This is a genomic window from Saccharicrinis sp. 156 (assembly GCF_050589685.1).
Taxonomy (GTDB): Bacteria; Bacteroidota; Bacteroidia; order Bacteroidales; family Marinilabiliaceae; genus Saccharicrinis.
On record NZ_JBNGOS010000051.1, the window covers coordinates 1 to 18,935 of the forward strand.

General features: G+C 38.5%; 12 protein-coding genes. 4 read left to right on the forward strand and 8 right to left on the reverse strand.

Going from position 1 to position 18,935, the window contains the following annotated elements; all coding sequences use genetic code 11:
* Positions 1-444 precede the first annotated feature (444 nt).
* The 4 genes from ACRD64_RS22505 to ACRD64_RS22520 form a co-directional block, all read right to left on the reverse strand.
* Positions 445-1,806 carry an MATE family efflux transporter gene (locus ACRD64_RS22505; RefSeq protein WP_430936346.1) on the reverse strand — a complete coding sequence of 454 codons (1,362 nt, stop codon included), beginning with the start codon at positions 1,804-1,806 and terminating at the stop codon, positions 445-447.
* Positions 1,807-2,043: 237 nt separating this feature from the next.
* Positions 2,044-2,382 carry a GtrA family protein gene (locus ACRD64_RS22510; protein ID WP_430936348.1) on the reverse strand — a complete coding sequence of 113 codons (339 nt, stop codon included), beginning with the start codon at positions 2,380-2,382 and terminating at the stop codon, positions 2,044-2,046.
* Between the two features lie 119 nt (positions 2,383-2,501).
* Positions 2,502-3,806: an NCS2 family permease gene (locus ACRD64_RS22515; RefSeq protein ID WP_430936350.1), complete on the reverse strand. Its 1,305-nt coding sequence runs from the start codon at positions 3,804-3,806 to the stop codon at positions 2,502-2,504.
* Positions 3,807-3,816: 10 nt separating this feature from the next.
* Positions 3,817-4,482 (reverse strand): DUF5020 family protein, encoded by a 666-nt coding sequence (locus ACRD64_RS22520; protein WP_430936352.1) that lies wholly within the window; start codon positions 4,480-4,482, stop codon positions 3,817-3,819.
* A 430-nt stretch (positions 4,483-4,912) separates the two neighbouring features.
* Between ACRD64_RS22520 and ACRD64_RS22525 the strand changes: the two genes are divergently transcribed.
* Complete coding sequence (locus tag ACRD64_RS22525; RefSeq protein ID WP_430936354.1) at positions 4,913-6,931, forward strand: putative porin; 2,019 nt, start codon at positions 4,913-4,915, stop codon at positions 6,929-6,931.
* A 91-nt stretch (positions 6,932-7,022) separates the two neighbouring features.
* Positions 7,023-8,447, forward strand: coding sequence for a transporter substrate-binding domain-containing protein (locus ACRD64_RS22530; RefSeq protein ID WP_430936356.1), 1,425 nt, complete (start codon positions 7,023-7,025; stop codon positions 8,445-8,447).
* Here ACRD64_RS22530 and ACRD64_RS22535 read toward each other — a convergent pair.
* The 3 genes from ACRD64_RS22535 to ACRD64_RS22545 all read right to left on the reverse strand — a co-directional run bounded on the left by ACRD64_RS22535 (position 8,398) and on the right by ACRD64_RS22545 (position 12,202).
* Positions 8,398-9,072 (reverse strand): NUDIX hydrolase, encoded by a 675-nt coding sequence (locus tag ACRD64_RS22535; protein WP_430936358.1) that lies wholly within the window; start codon positions 9,070-9,072, stop codon positions 8,398-8,400. The two genes, ACRD64_RS22530 and ACRD64_RS22535, sit on opposite strands and share 50 nt — an antisense overlap.
* A 569-nt stretch (positions 9,073-9,641) precedes the next feature.
* The gene (locus ACRD64_RS22540; RefSeq protein ID WP_430936360.1) at positions 9,642-10,886 is read right to left on the reverse strand and encodes an ABC transporter permease; all 1,245 of its coding nucleotides are present in this window, start codon (positions 10,884-10,886) and stop codon (positions 9,642-9,644) included.
* Positions 10,887-10,969: 83 nt separating this feature from the next.
* Positions 10,970-12,202: a pyridoxal phosphate-dependent aminotransferase gene (locus ACRD64_RS22545; RefSeq protein WP_430936362.1), complete on the reverse strand. Its 1,233-nt coding sequence runs from the start codon at positions 12,200-12,202 to the stop codon at positions 10,970-10,972.
* Positions 12,203-12,478: 276 nt separating this feature from the next.
* On the opposite strand from ACRD64_RS22545, the gene ACRD64_RS22550 reads away from it, so the two are divergent.
* Both ACRD64_RS22550 and ACRD64_RS22555 read left to right on the forward strand, forming a co-directional pair.
* On the forward strand, positions 12,479-15,184 hold the full coding sequence (locus ACRD64_RS22550; protein ID WP_430936364.1) for a DUF5686 family protein: 2,706 nt from the start codon (positions 12,479-12,481) through the stop codon (positions 15,182-15,184).
* 25 nt (positions 15,185-15,209) lie between these two features.
* Positions 15,210-15,452, forward strand: coding sequence for an RES domain-containing protein (locus ACRD64_RS22555; protein WP_430936366.1), 243 nt, complete (start codon positions 15,210-15,212; stop codon positions 15,450-15,452).
* Positions 15,453-15,504: 52 nt separating this feature from the next.
* On the opposite strand, the gene ACRD64_RS22560 is transcribed toward ACRD64_RS22555, so the two are convergent.
* Positions 15,505-18,903 (reverse strand): ligand-binding sensor domain-containing protein, encoded by a 3,399-nt coding sequence (locus ACRD64_RS22560; protein WP_430936368.1) that lies wholly within the window; start codon positions 18,901-18,903, stop codon positions 15,505-15,507.
* Positions 18,904-18,935: the final 32 nt, after the last annotated feature.

The window sequence follows — 18,935 nt, forward strand, 5'->3', positions numbered from 1 at the left end:
TGGATTACTTTCGGGAGCATCGTTCTGGTGAGTTGAAGTGATGCAACGAAGTGTCTTGTTTTAAAGTAATTTCAATGCATAATAGAATTTCTAGTGCATATTGCAGGATAAATGCTGCTTGGGGCAGCGATGAAAAGTCACAACCAATTTTAATAACCCAAATTTGGGTTTCGTGAATCGGGCTCGGGACGGGTGGCTTCAAATTCATATGGGAAGACGCTCTAATCCGGGTATCGCCTGTGGGAAGCCTCGCGCTTGCGCTCGTAGCTTCGGAGTAGGTGCATGGCAGCCTACGCATTAACCCGCAAGAACATTCAAATCCTTGAAAATAGATGAATTATGCGGCCTAATGTTTGTTGAGGAGCTTCGAAAATAGTGCCGTATAACAGATGGAGTAATTTCTGGATTGCCTTCCCGCCAATTTTAACAATAGGTGCTGTGAGGTCACTTTGGCACACTGTTACTCACTGTTGACTGCTTAACCACTCCTTTTCCCTTCCATTTACCACTTAGATAATAAATCAGTGAGCCAAGCATACCTGCCGTCCAGCCAGCCGGAATGGCCCACCAGATTCCATTTACCCCAAAATGATCAGAAAATATAACGGCTAGAGGAATTCGGATAACCCAGAGCGACATCAATGTGATAAACATGGGAATTAAAGTTGCACCTGCGCCTCGTAACACCCCGTGTAGCACAAACATAGTTGAGAAAATAAGATAAAAGGAACTGACGATTACAAGATAGCTTGAACCGTGGCCAATAACATCTTCACTGGCTGAGAAAAGGGTCATTAAATGTTCGCTGAAAAAATAGGCGATAACCATTACCACAAAGCTAATGCTCCAGGCCATTATCAGGGTGGCCCTTAAACCTTTTTTGATGCGGTCTATTTTATTGGCACCTAGGTTTTGCCCCACAAAGGCCGATAGGGCCGAGGCGAGATTTAATGCCGGAAGTGCAGCCAGAGCATCAATTTGCCCAGCAGCCGTATAGGCGGCCAAAACGGATGAGTCAAAGTTGTTTACGATACGGATAAGTGCCATCATTCCTAAGGCAACAAAAGTTTGTTGAAATCCGGTAGGCAAACCAATCTGCAAGCTCTGCTTAAAAAGTGCCCAGTCAAACACCCATTGTTTAAGCCTAAATGAAATAATGTGCTGTTTTTTCTCGAGGTACATGACAGCCCTGGCAAACGCAGCAAATTGCGAAATAACCGTTGCTGCGGCAACAGCTTTAATACCCCAATTAAACACAACTACAAATAATACGTCGAGAATGATATTTAAAACGGTTGCAAAAATTAAGAACCGTAATGGCGTCTTAGAATCGCCCAAGCCTCGCAATATAGATGAAGTTCCATTAAAACCAAAGAAGGCAATCATACCGGTCATATACACCGTGAAATACTCCACGGAAAGGGGAAGCACCTCTTCACCAACATGGAGAAGAACAAATATCTCCCTACTAAAATAAATGCCGATAAACATGATGACAAGGCTGGCAAAAAACAGAAAAGTAAAAATGGTAGTAATAGCGCGTTTTACTTTCTCGGTTTCTTTCGCTCCAAAGTATTGTGAAATTACTATAGTAGCACCACTCCCTATCCCAATCATAAATGAAATCAGTGTATAAAAAATAGGAAATGAAGCTCCTACAGCAGCTAATGCAGTGTCATCGATAAAACGCCCCACGATAATACGGTCAACCACGCTGTAAAGCTGTTGAAACAAGTTTCCGAGTACCATGGGTAAAGCAAAATTAAAAATCAGTTTTGCTTCGTTTCCTACTGTTAGGTCTTTCATTCAGTATTTCGCTATTATGGATGATAGGGCAACTAAAACAAAAGCAATATGTCCTTTAAAAGTTCACCCTAAAAATTTGCCTAAATCACTAAAATATTAGTTAGGAAAAAAGTTAGATATTTTGAATATCTGCTGTTTACCTTGTTAATGAGAATTTTTGAAGGCAAGGCACAAAGCAACACATTTAATTGGGATTTATCAATACATGGAGGCATGCCAAAGGTTAAATGATGTTGTTTATGGCTGAAACGTGATGTAGTAATTGGCCAAAAAATTCCAACAAGTAGTTAAAACTATTGCCCCAATCTTAGCCGCATAAAAATTCATCTTCTTCTCTAATAATGATAGGATTAGATTGTTGATGGCAAGACCTATGAGTGAAATAATAAAAAAACTGCTGTATTCAGTTAATATTTCTTCGTTTTTGCTCTGAAAGGTATACCATCGGTTTAAATAGTAGTTTGAACTTGCAGCAGCAATAAAACCAACCGAGTTAGCGATGTAACGGTGGACTTTTAATTTCTCTTTTATGAAAAAGGTCAATCCAAAATCGACCAATAGGCCAGAGAAACCCACCAGTATAAATTTTATGAGCTGTAATAACATGGGCATATACTACTTAGAAAACGCAGGATAATATAAACAAAAAAACGCTTCAGCAAGTTGCCGAAGCGTTTTTATATAATGGATGCCATTTAGCCCATAAACACAAATTTCAGAACAAATAAAATCGCCAGAATATATGTGATAATTGATATTTCCTTATATCTACCTGTAAAAAGTTTAAGGATTACATACGAAAGCATACCAAACACTATCCCTTCTGCAATCGAGAACGTTAAGGGCATCATAATAAGCGCAAAAAATGCGGGTATCGATTCCGTGTAATCGTCAAACGTAAGGTTCTGAATGGGAGTCATCATCATTACACCTACCAACACTAGTGCAGGGGCAGTTGCTGCTGCCGGAATCATTAAAAACAATGGTGATAAGAACAAGGCAAAAATAAATAAAACCGCAGTTGTTAATGCGGTAAGTCCTGTTCGCCCTCCTTCAGCGACCCCGGCTGCCGACTCTACGTAAGTAGTAACAGTAGAAGTACCTAGGACGGCTCCAATGGTTGTTCCCAATGAGTCAGCCATAAGCGCTTTTTTTACGTTAGGGATACGTCCATCCTCTGTTAGCATGTCAGCTTTGGTTGAAACCCCAATCAAAGTACCTACCGTATCAAACATGTCAACAAATAAAAACGTAAACAATACTGTTATCATGGTGAAAATACCTTCCCCTGTTTTGACCCAGCTCCAGTCAAACTTCCAGGCAATAGAAGAAACCGAAGGTACCGAGAAATCAAAATGAGGTAACTGAGTAACACCAACCGGAATACCTATTAGGGTAGTGACAACCATACCGATCAGTAATGCACCTTTGACCTTTAAGGCTAAAAGAGCTCCTGTTATTGCAATTCCTGATAATGCCAACAATACACCGGCCGATTTCATATCCCCGAGATGGACAAATGTTTCGTCATGAGCAATAATGATACCTGAGTTCTTCATGCCGATAAAGGCAATGAACAAGCCAATGCCCACTGAAATAGCATTTTTTATACTCTTTGGAATAGCATTGATAATGACCTCCCGTATATTAAACACGGTCATTAAAATAAACAAGATGCCTTCCAGAAAAACTGCGGTTAATGCAAACTGCCACGACATTCCCATGCCCAGACATACGCCAAAAGCAAAGAAAGCATTTAGTCCCATTCCGGGAGCCAGCGCAAATGGCAACTTGGCCCAAAGCGCCATGACCAGCGTACCGAATGCAGCAGAAATAGCTGTAGCTGTAAAAATAGCACCCTTATCCATTCCAGTGGCAGAAAGGATATCGGGGTTTACAGCCAAAATATAGGCCATGGTCATAAACGTAGTAATACCGGCAATTACCTCAGTTCGTACGTTTGTTTTATTTTTTTTTAATTGGAAATATTTTTCTAGCATAGCTCAGTAATTAGAAAGTCCATTTAACAGCTAATGTAGGATTAACTACAAATTTTTCATCGGCAAAGTTGTTGCTTAGTTCAATTTCGGTACCCAAAGAGAATTTTTCGCAAGTATTCCACCATAGTTGTGGCTCAGCTAAGAACCTGTAATCTGTACCCCAATACATTTCTTCTTTCCAGAAATCAGCAAACCCTGTAAAAGATAATTTTCTGTTAAAGAAATGTAATCCCCAAACACCAGTAATTTGAAAGGCCGCATCTTCTTTGTCCTGTATGTATTTGTAATTGGCTTGTAAGGTGAATACCTTAGAGAAGTCGGCGTTGTTCCAGGTGTACTGACCACCAACTAAATAGGCGTTTTCGATTTGGAATAGGGTGGATGTACCACTGTTAAATTCTACTCTGGGTTCGAATTTTTGGCTCTCATTCCATTTGAAGCTTCTTGCAATTTCCCAATAGGCTAAAGAAACACCATTGTCTACGCCTCTTTTATCAGTGCCATAGTCAAGATCAATAAAAAAGAAAGTGCTACCGTATTTGTCCGGTTTAAACATTTCTACCGTAGTTGTAAATAATTGACGTTCTTCTCCAAAATCGTAGTGCAATTGAACATTCTGAGCTTTTATGGTACTTGCAAAAGCCAATACCATGGCAACAATTAAAAGTTTTTTCATTTTTAACAGTTTTTCGTAGCTACATTAAAACAAGTGTAATGGTGCATTAAGGGAAATAGACCATATCGTTAGTTTTATGCAGAAGTGTGTAATAAATTGAGTTTTAATGGCGCAAAAATAATTTAAAATCCACACCTTCAAAAAAATATGCAATAAATTACTTAATTAACACAACGTGGTTATTTGTTATTTTTAATGTTTGTAAAACGTAATCGTTGAATATTCAATTAGATAAAGAGTCGGAAAATAAGGCGTATGCTTTATGCAGAATTAATTTGGATTATTTATTCCGTTTGGTTTAAAATTTGTTCACTAACGCCAGTCAAATACGAATGAGCCAGTTGTCGGCTCGAAACAATTTTTTCTATCTTTGCGCACAATGAGTAAAAAGTGGATATATTTAGTTTTTCTATTGGTCTTATCAGTCAAAATGTTAGGGCAGGGGGGTCGAAGGCCTGAAGGCCAGCGACAGGAAGGTCAAGGACATGAAGAAGAAAGTAAAGCCCCGCAAGTGGCCCCGGAGGACAGGTTAAGGTCATGGAGACTGTTAGATGATTTTACGCTGGTGGATTCGCTTGCCATCGATACGGCAACCACAGGGGTACAGCAATACGACCCTATCTATAAAAATAGCTTTTCCAATATTCATTTGGGTAATTTAGGAGGTGCTTATACTTCAAATTTATTGTCGTTTAAAAAGGATTACAACGAGTTTATTTTTCTAAATTCCTTGCAAGAATATTTTGTGCAACCAGAAGACATAAAGTATTACAACAGTAAGGTGCCATACACTAATCTAACCTACATATATGCAGGGCCTAAAAGGCGTTCGGAGGAAAACGTGTCTGCCTTTTTTACACAGAATATCAATAAAAAATGGAATTTGGGTTTTCATTACCACCTGATTTCTTCCGTGGGTTCATACAGCTCCCAGCAAACCGATAATCGCAATTTTAATTTCTTTATGAGTTATAAGAGCAACAAGTATTCCATACACGGCGTGTTGGCCTACAACAAAGCGGAACATTACGAAAATGGAGGATTGGAAGCCGATGACCATGATGTGATTTTGAATCCTGATATATACGGATACGATCAGGCAGAAAATATTCCTGTTAAATATACCGATCAGACTAACACGGTTGAGAATTATCAGTTTTTCGTTACACAATCTTTGGGTATCGGTAAGATTAAGATAAACAAACGGAATGTTGTTCAAAAGGATTCATTGCCGGAAAGGCCTGGTGTGGAATATGAGGAGGAATACGAGGAAGAGGAGCAATTACCGGTGAGTACGGTTTATCATACCATGCATTTGAAAAGTTATAAAAGGGCGTTTAAAATTGACGATTTGTCATCGTACATTGATTCTGGTGATTCCATACCTATTTATAACGCAAATTACGATTATCCGGAAACAACGGGTGATACCACAAGGTACACGAATTTTAAAAATACCTTCCAAATTAAGTTCAACGAGGAAGCAAACTCCCTGCTTAAGTTTGGGGTGAGAGCCTATGTGACCAACGAAATAAAAAACTATAAATATCAGACTGAGCCAACCATAAATACAGCGCTTGCTACCGCTATATACCATTATAAAAATAAAACTTTGGTTAGTACGCACTTGGGGGGACAGGTATTTAAGAATATTGGCCGGAATTTTTGGTGGAACGTTGGAGGTAAGGTTTATGTGCAGGGGTATAAGGCGGGCGATATTCAATTAGAAGGAAACATAAATACGTTGTATCAGGTTTTTAATGATACTGCCGGTTTTTATGCCAGGGGTAAGGTCGATTTAAGACAGCCTGAATTTCTTTTAGAAAACTATTATTCCAATCACTTTAGTTGGAACAATAATTTTAAGCAAGAGAAAACAATAAATTTGGAATTTGGCTTAAACATTCCAACCCGTGATTTGAAATTAGCATTTGAATCGAAATCCCTGACCGATTATATATATTGGAATTATGAGGCAGTGCCCGATCAGTCCACCCAGCTAATTAATGCATTTCAAGTTTCTTTGTATAAGAACTTTAAGTTTGGAGCGCTTCACAGCGACAATAAACTGGCTTATCAGTACACTTCGCATAAAGATTTATATCCATTACCGGATTTTGCAGGCCTATCCTCTAATTACTTTAATTTTTATCTGGCTAAACGGGTTTTAAATGTACAGATAGGTTTGGATGTAAAGTATCATACCGAGTATTATACCCCGTCTTATATGCCAGCCACGGGACAATTTTATTTACAAGATAAAATGAAGATTGGTAACTACCCGTTTATGGATGCGTTTATGAACTTGCAGTTGAAGAGAGCCCGCATATTCTTAAAATTTGATCATTTTAATCAAAGCTTACTGGACAGGAATTATTTTTTAACCGTTGGTTATCCGTATACGCCAATTCGATTTAAATGGGGTATCTCATGGAATTTTTATGATTAAGTTTTTTATCCGTTATTTTTGTTGGTTAATTGTAGTTTGAAAAAAGTGTTTTTTCAATTATATTTGTTCCCTGGAAATTAAACAATTGTGTATGAGACAAATTGTAAAGACGGGGATCCTGTTTCTGTTTATTGTGGCAGCTTGTACTACTGAAACAAAGAAAACAAAGCAGGTTGAGGTTGAAAGGGAAGTTGAATTTGATTTGGAAGGTATACAAGAACGGGGCAAACTCAAAGTTGCTACCGATTACAACTCCACCAATTATTTTATTTACAAGGGTAAACCTATGGGCTACCAGCTTGAGTTGCTCGAAGAGTTTTGCAACAATTTGGGCATTAAGCTGGAAGTTAAAGTAAGTAACGATGTACATGACAATATAGGTCATCTTAAGTCGGGTAAAATTGATTTAATTGCTCAAAACCTTACGGTAACCCGCGAAAGAAGTAAGGTGATTCAATTTACCGAGCCGCATACCTATTCTCGCCAGGTGTTAGTGCAGCGCAAGCACGAAAAAACAAATAGTGTTCAACGGAAGAGCAGGTTTAATGAATTGATTCGAAATCAATTGGATTTGGCTGGTAAAACTATTTATGTTCAAAAAGGTTCGTCTTATGTGACGCGATTACGCCATTTGTCCGATGAAATTGGGGATAGTATCAATATTGTGGAGATTCCGGACTATGAAGCGGAACAGTTAATAGGACTGGTGGCCGAAGGGGAAATCTCTTATACCATTTGTGATGAGAACCTGGCTAAGGTAAACCTGAACTATTACAAGAATATTGACGTGGAAACAGCCATTAGTTTCCCACAAAAAATGGCCTGGGGGGTTCGAAAAAGTTCGCCCGATTTGCTTCATGTCATTAATAACTGGTTGGTGAGATTCCGCAAAACCACGAAGTACCGGCTAATCTACAAAAAGTATTTCGAAAACAGAAGGTCAACACATATTGTCGATTCAGGTTATAATTCCATTAAAGGTGGCTTGGTATCAAAATTTGATGATATAATTAAAAAAGAAAGTGCGACTATTGATTGGGATTGGCGGTTAATAGCAGCCTTAATATATCAAGAATCAAGGTTCTCGCCCGAGATTAAAAGTTGGGCAGGCGCTCAGGGATTGATGCAGCTAATGCCCGAAACCGCCAAACGATTTGGGGTAAGCAATATTACCTCCCCACAGGAAAATATTCGCGGGGGGATACAGTTCTTAAAATGGTTGGATTCCAGGTTGTCGTTGCGAATTGACGATCCGAAAGAGCGGTTAAAGTTTATCTTGGCCTCGTACAATGTGGGGTTGGGCCACGTGCTGGATGCCATGAGGTTGGCTGAAAAGAACGGAAAAAACCCAAAGGTTTGGGAGGATAATGTGGACTTTTACCTGCTGAATAAATCTAAGCCTGTCTATTTCAACGATCCGGTGGTTCAGTTCGGTTACTGTAGAGGCGAAGAACCTTATTTGTATGTTACCGAGATTCTTGACCGTTATGAGCATTACAAGAATTTGATGGAATAGTGTCTATTGTAGTGATAAGTTCTTTTAATTCACTAATTATCATAGCTGTAGCTCCCCATATTTGATGATTGTTGATGTTGAAAAAAGGTGCTTCAACTTGTACGCCATTTACTTTTTTAACGAATAAATCAATGGTTTCCGGCGCAATCAATTGCGCTACCTGAGCTTCTATAATGTTGGCCACTTCAAATGAATCAAGTATAAAATTAGGCTCTTCGGGCAAATAGGCGATGTATGGTGTTACATTGTAATTGCTGTTTGGTATATATGTAGAAGTTAAGTTCCCCAATATTTGCATTTTATCTGGTCGTACTCCAATCTCTTCCCACGTTTCACGCAATGCGGTCTCCAGTAAATTTTTGTCTTGTGGTTCAAATTTACCGCCTGGCAAACTTATCTGACCGCTGTGCGGACCATCATACCTTGATCGCTGAATAAATGGTATATATAACGTATTATCCTTTAAATAAAACAATATTAAAACACTGCTTTCCCTGGTTTTATTGGTGTTGGGTATAACCTTACCTGTAAATCGAACACTGGGCGACATTTTGTTTTGTGCACATGCTCCTGGTAAGTCCTCTTTTAATCTTTCTGTTAATTTATGGATGAAGTTGTCTGGCATATTTAGTATAAATCTTATTCGTGCATTTAATATACTAAATTAAACAATAATATGATACAGGTGTCAGCGGATTTGTACCAAATTTATACCAAATTTTGCTTTTAGATTAGTGCCAAATAATTTTAGATATTTTGTCTTTTGGCAAGACATTAAATATTGTCATAGCTTAAGTTCTGTTGATATTTTATAAGCCGTTTAAAAGAATGTAACTTTAATACTAATGCGATGGGATTGTTGGTGTTCTGGTAAATAGAAAGTGAAAAGTATGGGTGGGCTTTACGTTAAAAAAAATGCCGGACGTTTCCAGCATTTTTTCTCATTGTCTTGTCTTTAATTTAAACCTTTTGTATAAATACACTTAATTGTATATTAAAAACCATGCCATATATCGTAAGTGTTCGAAAAAAGATTTAAGTTTGCGTTTAAGGAGATGGTAATCAGGGTGTAGTGTATAGGTGGTTTGAGAGGCGCGATTTTTAGCGCTTATTTAAAAAGTTCGATAATTGTCCGTTACCGTTCACAAGGTGTACGAAGAGGTACAATTGTATAAATATGCGGTTTTGGATTGGTTAATCAAAGCGTATCGCTTCCACTGGCGTAATTTTGGTTGCCAGGTACGATGGCGCTATCATCATAAGGTATGAAACAACAATAGTTCCGATATTAAGATAAAGGAGGTGCCATAAATTCAGGTGAATTGGAACCGTATCTAAATAATAATTTTCGGGATCCAGTGAGATAATTCCAAAATATTTCTGCACCAGACAAATTGTGATACCAACGATATTTCCGATGAGTACACCTTTTGTAATGATAAAAGTGGCCAGATAAATAAAGACCTTACGGATATTGTGATTTTGCTTACCTAAGGCTTTTAGTATCCCGATCATGGCGGTGCGCTCCAAAATAATAATTAATAAACCGGAAATCATGTTGAATCCGGCTACCAAGACTATTAATATCAGAATGATAGCTACATTGGTATCTAACAAATTAAGCCAACCAAAAATTTGAGGTTGTTGCTGAATTATGGTGGTTGTACGTAATAACCCGCCATCCGGAGAAATTTTGGAAGCCGCCAGTAGATCTATCCGGAATGAGAGTTCCGGAATATCCTCAAATTCGTCTAACGTTATCTCGTAACCGGTAACTTGGTTATCCTCCCATTTGTTCAACTTTATGATGTGGCGGATATCCACAAACAGAAATACTTTGTCAAACTCCGGCAGGCTGGAATCGTAAATGGCAGAAATGCGGAAATTACGGGGCCTAATCCTGTCCTGAAAAAAATACGTGGGTACTTTGTCGCCAACTTTTAATTTTAAGAGACGCGCCAGCGTTCGGGACATAATGATATCGTTGGATGTTTTTTCTTGTGTAACATCCGGTTTTTCTCCTTCAATTATTATTTGGTTAAAATATTCCCAGTCAAAATCCTTTCCGATACCTTTAATAATAACACCCTGAATATTTTCTTTTGTTTTTAACAATCCTGGTTTGGTGGCGAACTCTTGCACCTTTTTAACGCCTGGAATAGCTAAAACCTGATTGACAAACGTGGAGTCCCGTTCGATGGGTTTGGTTTCGTAGGAGGAGTTATAATCGTAGTTAACTACTTGTACGTGTGCACCAAAACCTATTATTTTATTTCTAATCTCTCTCTTAAAGCCCGAGCCTATGGACATAGAAAGAATCATTACCGTTATGCCCAAAACGATACCAATGGTAGCGACGGTAATAATGGGGCCGGATAATTTTTTTCCGGTAATTTCCCCTTTTCTAATTTTATGGGCTATGTATAAATTGAGGTTCAAAGCAACAGGGCACTATAAGTGTATACTAAAACGCCTCAAAGATAATGATTACACGTTAAGAACAAACATATCCGGTAATCGGTTTATTGCTTATTGCCAATCGCTGACGATTGACTGCTGACTGTTCTGCCGGGGTATACTTCCAAAGCCTTTTCAATCACCACAAGCGCATTTTTTAGATCTTCTACATTTAAAACGTAAGCGATCCTAACCTCGTCATTTCCCAGGTAGCGACTGCTGTAAAAACCCGAGCCGGGGGCCATCATGACAGTTTGACCTTCATATTCAAAATCACTTAATATCCATTGGCAAAAATGTTCAGAATCCTTTACGGGCAATTTAGCCATGGTGTAAAAGGCACCTTTAGGAACCGCGGATTTAACACCAGGTATACGATTAAGGCCTTCTACCAAAACGTTTCTTCGGTGGAGGTATTCTTTATACACGTTTTCTGTGTATTCGGGTGCGACATCCAATGAGGCGCAAGCCGCAATCTGGCCCAATAAAGGAGGGCTTAATCGTGCCTGGGCAAATTTCAAGGCCGATTCCATTACCTCTTTATTTCTGCTTACCAAAGTCCCTATCCGAATCCCACATTCACTATAACGCTTGCTGACGGAGTCTATAAGTACCACGTTTTCCTCAAGGCCTTTTAGGTTTAAAGCTGAGAAATGACCTCCCTCGTCATAACAAAACTCGCGGTAAACTTCATCTGACAATAAAAACAGATTGTTTTGCAACACAATGTCCTTAAGTTGGTTCAGTTCCTCTTCGGAATACAAATAACCAGTTGGATTATTAGGATTACAGATGAAAATACCTTTGGTTTGGGGGGTAATTAATTTTTCAAATTTTTCTATCGGTGGTAGGGCGAATTCTTTTTCAAATGTGGAAGTAATAGGTTTAATGTTAATGCCCATCGCATTGGCAAAACTACTATAGTTGGCGTAAAAAGGTTCAGGAATAATGATTTCGTCGCCAGGATTAAAACAACAGAAAAAAGCAAAGATAAATGCTTCGGATCCCCCTGTAGTAACCATAACTTCCTCTTTGGTTACATTAATGTTGTGATGGCGATAGTATTGAGTCAGTTTTTCGCGAAACTCAGGAATACCTGCCGAGTCGCTATATTCTAACACTGTCCTATCAATATTTTTAATGGCATCTATGGCAATTTTTGGGGTGTGGATATCTGGCTGTCCAATGTTCAGGTGATATATTTTTATGCCCCTTTCAATGGCGGCATTAGCAAAGGGAACTAGTTTTCTTATCGGGGAAGCAGGCATATCATACCCACGTTTTGAAATAGATGGCATATTATTATTTATTTTTGGTTGTTCGCGAATTGACAAAAATACCTAAAACCTGTCGTTTATCATCTTTTTCACAAAACTTTTTCAAAAAAAGTTTTGTTTAGTGTTTGTACCTTAGTCCCAATTTTATGCCAAAAAACAGAACATTTGGATTAAGTTATAAATAAGGCATTGTTTTAATCGATGTGCTTAGATACGGTATCCTTTGAAATAAATGTCTGTAACTATTCGGGGAGTTAATCGTTATATTGACTGAACCTAGAACTAAATTTAATTCAAATGTCAATTGTGGAATCGACCATAGATACCATCGCCTTGTTAAAAAGAACCTATAAAATTAAGATGCCCAAATCAATGTATATGCTATTGTTATTGGGCATTTTTTATTCTACCACATACTCCCAGGTTTTGTCGGGTGTGATACGATCATCCAATGGGGAACCTATTCCGTTCGCTTCTATCTATATTCGAGAATTAACAACGGGTACCACTTCTAATCTCGATGGAGAATACAGTATTGAACTTGCTCCCGGAATATCGCATGTGTCGTTTCAGGCACTGAGTTTTACAAAGGTTCAGCGGGAAGTGAATATGCTAGGCGAAGATATGGTAATGGATATAGAATTGAGGCCGCAAAACTACGAAATAAAGGAGGTACGTGTGTTTTCGGGGGATGAAGATCCAGCCTACGGGATTATTCGAAATTCAATTAGTTTGGCACCTTATTTCCTTCGGCAAATTAAACATTACAAAGCCAATGTGTATTTAAAGGGAGGCTTTGATATGAACAAAGTTCCCCGACTCTTCCGCAAGCAATTGAAAGAAGAGGGTATAGAAGAGGGAAATAGTTATGTGGCCGAGTCAGTGAATGAGATTACGTTTAACTCGCCCAATCGTTATATCCATAAACAGATTTCCAAACGTTCAACCATACCCAACGATGGCGATGATGAAGTGTTGGGTTTTTTGAACTATAGTTTTTACGATTCAGAAAGCGAATTGGCTATTTCGCCAATATCACGAAAAGCATTATCCTTTTATAAATATAGGTATGAGGGATTTTTCCAGCAGGGTGAGCATTATGTAAATAAGATTAAGGTAACACCCAAACGTAAAAACCAGAAACTTTTTGAAGGTTATATTTATGTGGTTGACAAACTTTGGAACCTTCATTCTGTGGATCTTGTCAATGAACAATTCTTTGGTAAGGTTCGTATAAAACAGGTTCAGGAGCAAGTAAAGGGTAAGGCCTGGTTGCCTGTAAGTCATCATTTCGATGTGGATTTAAAAATGATGGGATTTAAAGTGGTGGCCAATTATGGCGGATCCGTTAAATATGAAAAAGTGGAACTGAACACTGATTTACCAGTGCCTTCATCGCTTAAAAAAGCATATGCCGAGGTGGAAGCGGAGCAGGAATTTTTGAAGGAAAAGGAAAAAACAATACCTCCTTTAACCAAAAATCAGGAAAAAGTAGAAGCTTTGCTTAAAAAGGATGATTTAAGTAACCGCGAGATGATGAAACTCTCTCGTTTGATGGAGAAAGAGAATAGAGGCATGGAGCAAGTTGGAAAGGGGTTAAGGCTTGAATCCAGGGATAGCTTGTATCGAATTGTAAAGGATACGGTAAGCGTTGATTCTATCGATTGGAATAAAATCAGACCCATCCCTTTGAGCAAGAAAGAAATAGAGAGCTTTGGTATCAAGGATTCCTTGACATTGGCGCTGGCAGGCCTAGAGGTGGACACTACTCTGCAAGAAAAGAAAAAGCGATCAAAACTGGCCAAAACATTAGGTAACATTTTGTATGGGGTGAATTCCATGATTTGCGATTCTACGGTTGAATTCGGGTATAATGGTCTTATAGGTCTTGGATCTTTTGGATTTAACAGTGTAGATGGAGTTTCCTATGCCCAACAATTTGATTTCCGGAGAAAGTTTGCGGATGATAGGCGTCGCATAGATATAATTCCAACGCTAAAGTATGCCTTTGGTCGTCAAAAATTGATGTGGAATTTGGAGACCAAACTGCATTATGATCATATTAAACGTATTATGTTTACGCTTAATGCCGGTCAAATAAGTAAAGATTTTAACGAAGAAACGGGTATCGCTCCTTTTGTTAATATGGCTTCTTCCTTGCTTTTGAAAGATAATTATATGAAACTTTATCAAGACAATTATATTTATGTACGAAGCAGGACGGAGCTTTTTAATGGACTTGATTTAAGCGTGAAAGTCAAATATCAGAATATTGACAGACTCGAAAATAACACGGATTATTCTTTTGCATATAACAACAAGGATTACCGGGAAAACAATAGGGTACTTAACCATGAAGATGTAAATGTTTTTAGGGGAAGGAAAAGTTTTTTTGTGGAAGGTAAGTTGACCTATACTCCAAAATATTTCTATAAAATAGAAGGCGGTAAAAAAACAATGTTGCATTCAGATTATCCTACTTTTAATTTGTTGTATCGTTCGGGGTTGTCTGGTGTGCTGAACGCTACGGCTCGATACGATTTGCTGGAGTTGAGCGTTGATCAGGAGTTGCAATGGAGTTTAATGTACCATTTGAACTATGATATAAGTGCAGGATATTTCTTGAACAATTCGGCAATGCATTTCTCGCACTTCAAACATTTTAATACCAGTGAGGTGCCAATTTCTTTTAAAGACTGGAAAAGAAATTTTAATTTGCTCAACGATTACGAATATAGCACCAACAAGTGGTATGTTGAGGCGCACTTAAGTTATTCCACGCCTTACCTGCTCATAAAAAATATTCCTTTCTTGCAGGATAAACTCTGGAACGAGAATATTTATTTCAGCCATCTGACGCAGTCAGGCTTTAAAAACTACAATGAAGTAGGCTATGGAATCAGCCAGATTTATTTGGTAGCCAACGTTGGCGTATTCGCAGGCTTCAATGAAATGGAATTTGAAAGATGGGGGGTGAGGCTTAGCATTAATCTCGGTCAGTAGTTCGTTTTAAATATGTTTTATTAAGATGCACAGGCAACTACTAGCGAAGAAACCACCCGCCAACCGTCATAAACGGGCTTCTTATGCCATTCTTCAGGAAATGGGCTTGGATTGGTACGAGAATAAAGCGTTATTAATGCTTAAGGTACCTTCTGCGCTTGTGCCGAACCGATATAACTATGTCATCAACACAGGGTGTCCCTTATATCCCGGAAGAGCAAAATTGGTGCGCTCCGAAGAATATATATGGGATAAGCGATTGTTTTAACCTGTGGTAATCGTTATCTCAATTAATGCGCTAGTAAACATGTCGTTTTATATTATGGAGGTGCTTTGGGAACGGTAAACCAAAAAGTAGAACCCTTTCCTATTTCACTGCTGACACCAATGGTTCCGTCATTTTTCTCGGCAAACTCTTTGCAGATGATCAAACCCAAGCCGGTTCCCTTTTCGCCTGATGTACCATCGGTTTTTACTTTTTGGTCTATCGAAAACAATCTGGTCAGGTTATCCTTGCTTATTCCCAAACCAGTATCTATCACCGATATTTTCCAATGCGTACCATTGTGGTCCGTTATTGTTAGATTTACCGTTCCTCCGGGTTTAGTATATTTTAAGGCATTGGCGGTAAGGTTTCTGATAATGGTATTTATGGTATCCCTATCGCCGTAGGCCATATGACTATTAATGTTCTCGGCTTTTAAAGTGATGTTTTTCTTTTGACTGGTGACCAGGTTTAAGTTGATGTTTTCGGTAATGAGGTTAGAAAGGTTAAAAGTTGATTTCTTGAATTCGATAACGCCTCGCTGCGACCTTGACCAGGTAAGCAGGTTTTCCAATAAAGAATAAACATTTTTTAGCGAAGCGTTGATTCTGGCAACACACATCTTGCGATCTTCTTCATCCGACTCATCGTAATGATTGGCCAGTACTTCGCTGATTGACATTAGACTTGCAAAGGGGTTTTTTAGGTCATGTGATATAATCGAAAAGAACCGGTCTTTGGCTGCGTTCGTTCTCTTTAGACTGTTCTCGGATTCTTTTAATTTAAGGTTAACGGTTTTAATTCTTTTATTTTGGATCTTCAGCGCTTTGTTCAATTTTATCTTGATGAGGAATCGGTGGACAAAAACAATCATCAACAACACAAATAATATTTCAATGGTTATAAACCAATACGTAAGCCAGAATGGTGGCTGAACGGTAATTCTCAATTCAGTTGCTTCATCTGGCCATAATCCTTCCGGATTAGACGCCTTAACTTTAAATAAATAATTACCTGGTTCAATGTTGGCATACGAAACATAGTTTCTGTTTCCTGCTTCGCGCCAATATTTATCTATTGGGTACATTTGGTACTTGTATTTAGTCTTCTCCGGGAGAAGGTGGTTGAGACCCGAAAATTCCAAAGAAAAAAACCTGTGGGAATAATCCAGAACAACTTCACTTGTATAAGTGATATGCCGATCCATTTGGAGTTGTTCGTTAATCAACGAAATTTTATGATCACCGATGTTGCCTGCTTTGTTAATTTTGACAGGTTGCCCCAATACTTCCAGCGATGTTATTATAGTCGGGTTACAATATTTATTTTTACTCATTTGGTCTGGATCTATCATGTTTAGCCCGTAAACTCCACCAAAATAAAGCCGCCCACTATTCCCTCTATGGAACGCACCGCCATTAAATTCATTGCTTTGTAATCCATCGTTTACATCGTAATTTGTAAAGGATTCATTTTTGGGATTAAAACAGCTGATTCCACGATTTGTGCTAAGCCAAAGAAGGCCGTTGTCATCTGGTAAAATTCCATATATCACTTCATTGGGCAATCCATCATCCAAACTAAAGATGCGTATGGAATCGTTGGATGGGTTTAGTACGTTGAGTCCTTGGTTTGTTCCTATCCAAATCAAACCTGTATCATCTTCAAACAGGGAAAAAACAATATCATTGCTTAGCGATTTCCCATGATTGTTATGGGTGGTATATGCTTTAAAGGTTTCATTCTGCGTATCCATCCGGTTTAGACCTCCACCGTACGTGCCGATCCATAAAAATCCGCTTTTATCTTCCAATATCGCAGAGTATACAAAGTTGTTCGAAATGGATGCAGGATCCGATTCATCGTTCAGGTAGCGGGTAAATCTTTGAGTTAACCGATTGAATTTATTCAAACCGTTTTTTGTGCCTATCCATAATTGACCCTTATTATCCTCATAAACAACACGTACAGAATTGTCGGAAATAGAATAGGGATTGTTTTCCGTGTTCTTATAGACTTTAAAGTCACGTGATGATGCGTTATATCGATTCAAACCTCCTCCATCCGTTCCTATCCAAATAGAGCCTTGGCTATCCTGAAAAATCTCTCTTACTGAGGTGTTAGACAAACTTCCTTTGGATTGAGGATGATCATCGAAAAACTCGAATTTGTCTTCCGAAGGATAATAATGGCTAATGCCCTTGTCGTTGGTTCCTATCCATAGCGATCCATCTTTATCTTCTTGTATCGACCAAATAAAATCGCTGGAAAGGCTGTTGGGATCAAGGGGATTGTGTTTTAAAATATCAAATTTGTTCACAAATGCATTAAACATGTTTAAACCGGCACCAAACGTCCCTAGCCATATATTCCCGGATACAGTATCATTGTAAATGCAGTTGATGGCATTTTGGCTTATGCCTGTTACCTCTATAGGATTGTATTTGTGTTGTCTTATTTGTAAATCGGGATAGATGAGATATAGCCCATCACCATGCGTACCAAACCACAAGATACCGTTACTATCAAAGGTTAAGGGCTTTTGTGTATTAATAGACAGGCTGTTGGTGTTGTTGGAGGTTCCTATTAAAAGTTGTGATTGGTCGGATTGTACATGGTATAAATATAGCCCCTGGTTAGTGCTAATCCAAAGCCGGTTATGTTTATCCGCAACAATGGATTCAATATTTTCGTTGGTAAAAGCTTGCGATAATATATGGGACGTTTTTAAGGATTGTGTTTCCAAGTCATATCGATATAACTTCTGCGCTCCTGCCAGCCATAATGTGTTTTCTTGTTGCAACATTGCATTAACGGGCAATGGAGTATTAACGGAAGTTGGCAATTCCTGCGTATAGGTGTTTTGTTTTGAGGAAAAACGATATAAACCTTTGTTTGTGCATATCCAGGCTTCGTCATTATCCGATAATTTTATCTGGTTGATCCGCCCTTCTACTATTGAAGAGGACTGGACTTGGTGAGAGTTTATATTGATTTGATGTATTCCATTTGTTGTTCCTGTCAGCAATAAACTATCGGAAACCTGTAATAGGCAAGTGATGGTATCTTGGGTTAACTTGTTCGGTTGTGTAGACGAGGAGCTGAAGTTGGTAAAGTGTTCTTTTTGGGGATTAAATTTAGATAACCCAGCTTTTGAACCAAACCAAAGATTTCCGCTTGAATCCTCGTAGATATGTTCAATCCATTTGTAACAGATGCTATTGGACTCTTTTACATTTGTGCGAAATACTTTAAATCGATATCCATCGTACCTGTTAAGTCCATCTTCTGTTCCAAACCACATGTATCCTTTCGAATCCCTGTGCACACAATATACCGAACTTAACGAAAGTCCGTCAGCTATGGTCAGCTTTTGAAAGCGTACTGCCTTGTTCTTTGAAAACGAAATTACAGGGAGTGCAACAAGCAGAACTAAAACTATTGTTTGTTTCATTTTGCTGGGGAATTAATAGGACAGAAACAATG

Excerpts from the sequence above, each read along its gene's own strand:
- ACRD64_RS22505 (WP_430936346.1), bottom strand. The coding sequence starts at position 1,806 with ATGAAAGACCTAACAGTAGGAAACGAAGCAAAACTGATTTTTAATTTT.
- ACRD64_RS22515 (WP_430936350.1), bottom strand. The coding sequence starts at position 3,806 with ATGCTAGAAAAATATTTCCAATTAAAAAAAAATAAAACAAACGTACGA.
- ACRD64_RS22520 (WP_430936352.1), bottom strand. The coding sequence starts at position 4,482 with ATGAAAAAACTTTTAATTGTTGCCATGGTATTGGCTTTTGCAAGTACC.
- ACRD64_RS22525 (WP_430936354.1), top strand. The coding sequence starts at position 4,913 with ATGTTAGGGCAGGGGGGTCGAAGGCCTGAAGGCCAGCGACAGGAAGGT.
- ACRD64_RS22530 (WP_430936356.1), top strand. The coding sequence starts at position 7,023 with ATGAGACAAATTGTAAAGACGGGGATCCTGTTTCTGTTTATTGTGGCA.
- ACRD64_RS22535 (WP_430936358.1), bottom strand. The coding sequence starts at position 9,072 with ATGCCAGACAACTTCATCCATAAATTAACAGAAAGATTAAAAGAGGAC.
- ACRD64_RS22545 (WP_430936362.1), bottom strand. The coding sequence starts at position 12,202 with ATGCCATCTATTTCAAAACGTGGGTATGATATGCCTGCTTCCCCGATA.
- ACRD64_RS22550 (WP_430936364.1), top strand. The coding sequence starts at position 12,479 with ATGTCAATTGTGGAATCGACCATAGATACCATCGCCTTGTTAAAAAGA.
- ACRD64_RS22555 (WP_430936366.1), top strand. The coding sequence starts at position 15,210 with ATGCACAGGCAACTACTAGCGAAGAAACCACCCGCCAACCGTCATAAA.
- ACRD64_RS22560 (WP_430936368.1), bottom strand. The coding sequence starts at position 18,903 with ATGAAACAAACAATAGTTTTAGTTCTGCTTGTTGCACTCCCTGTAATT.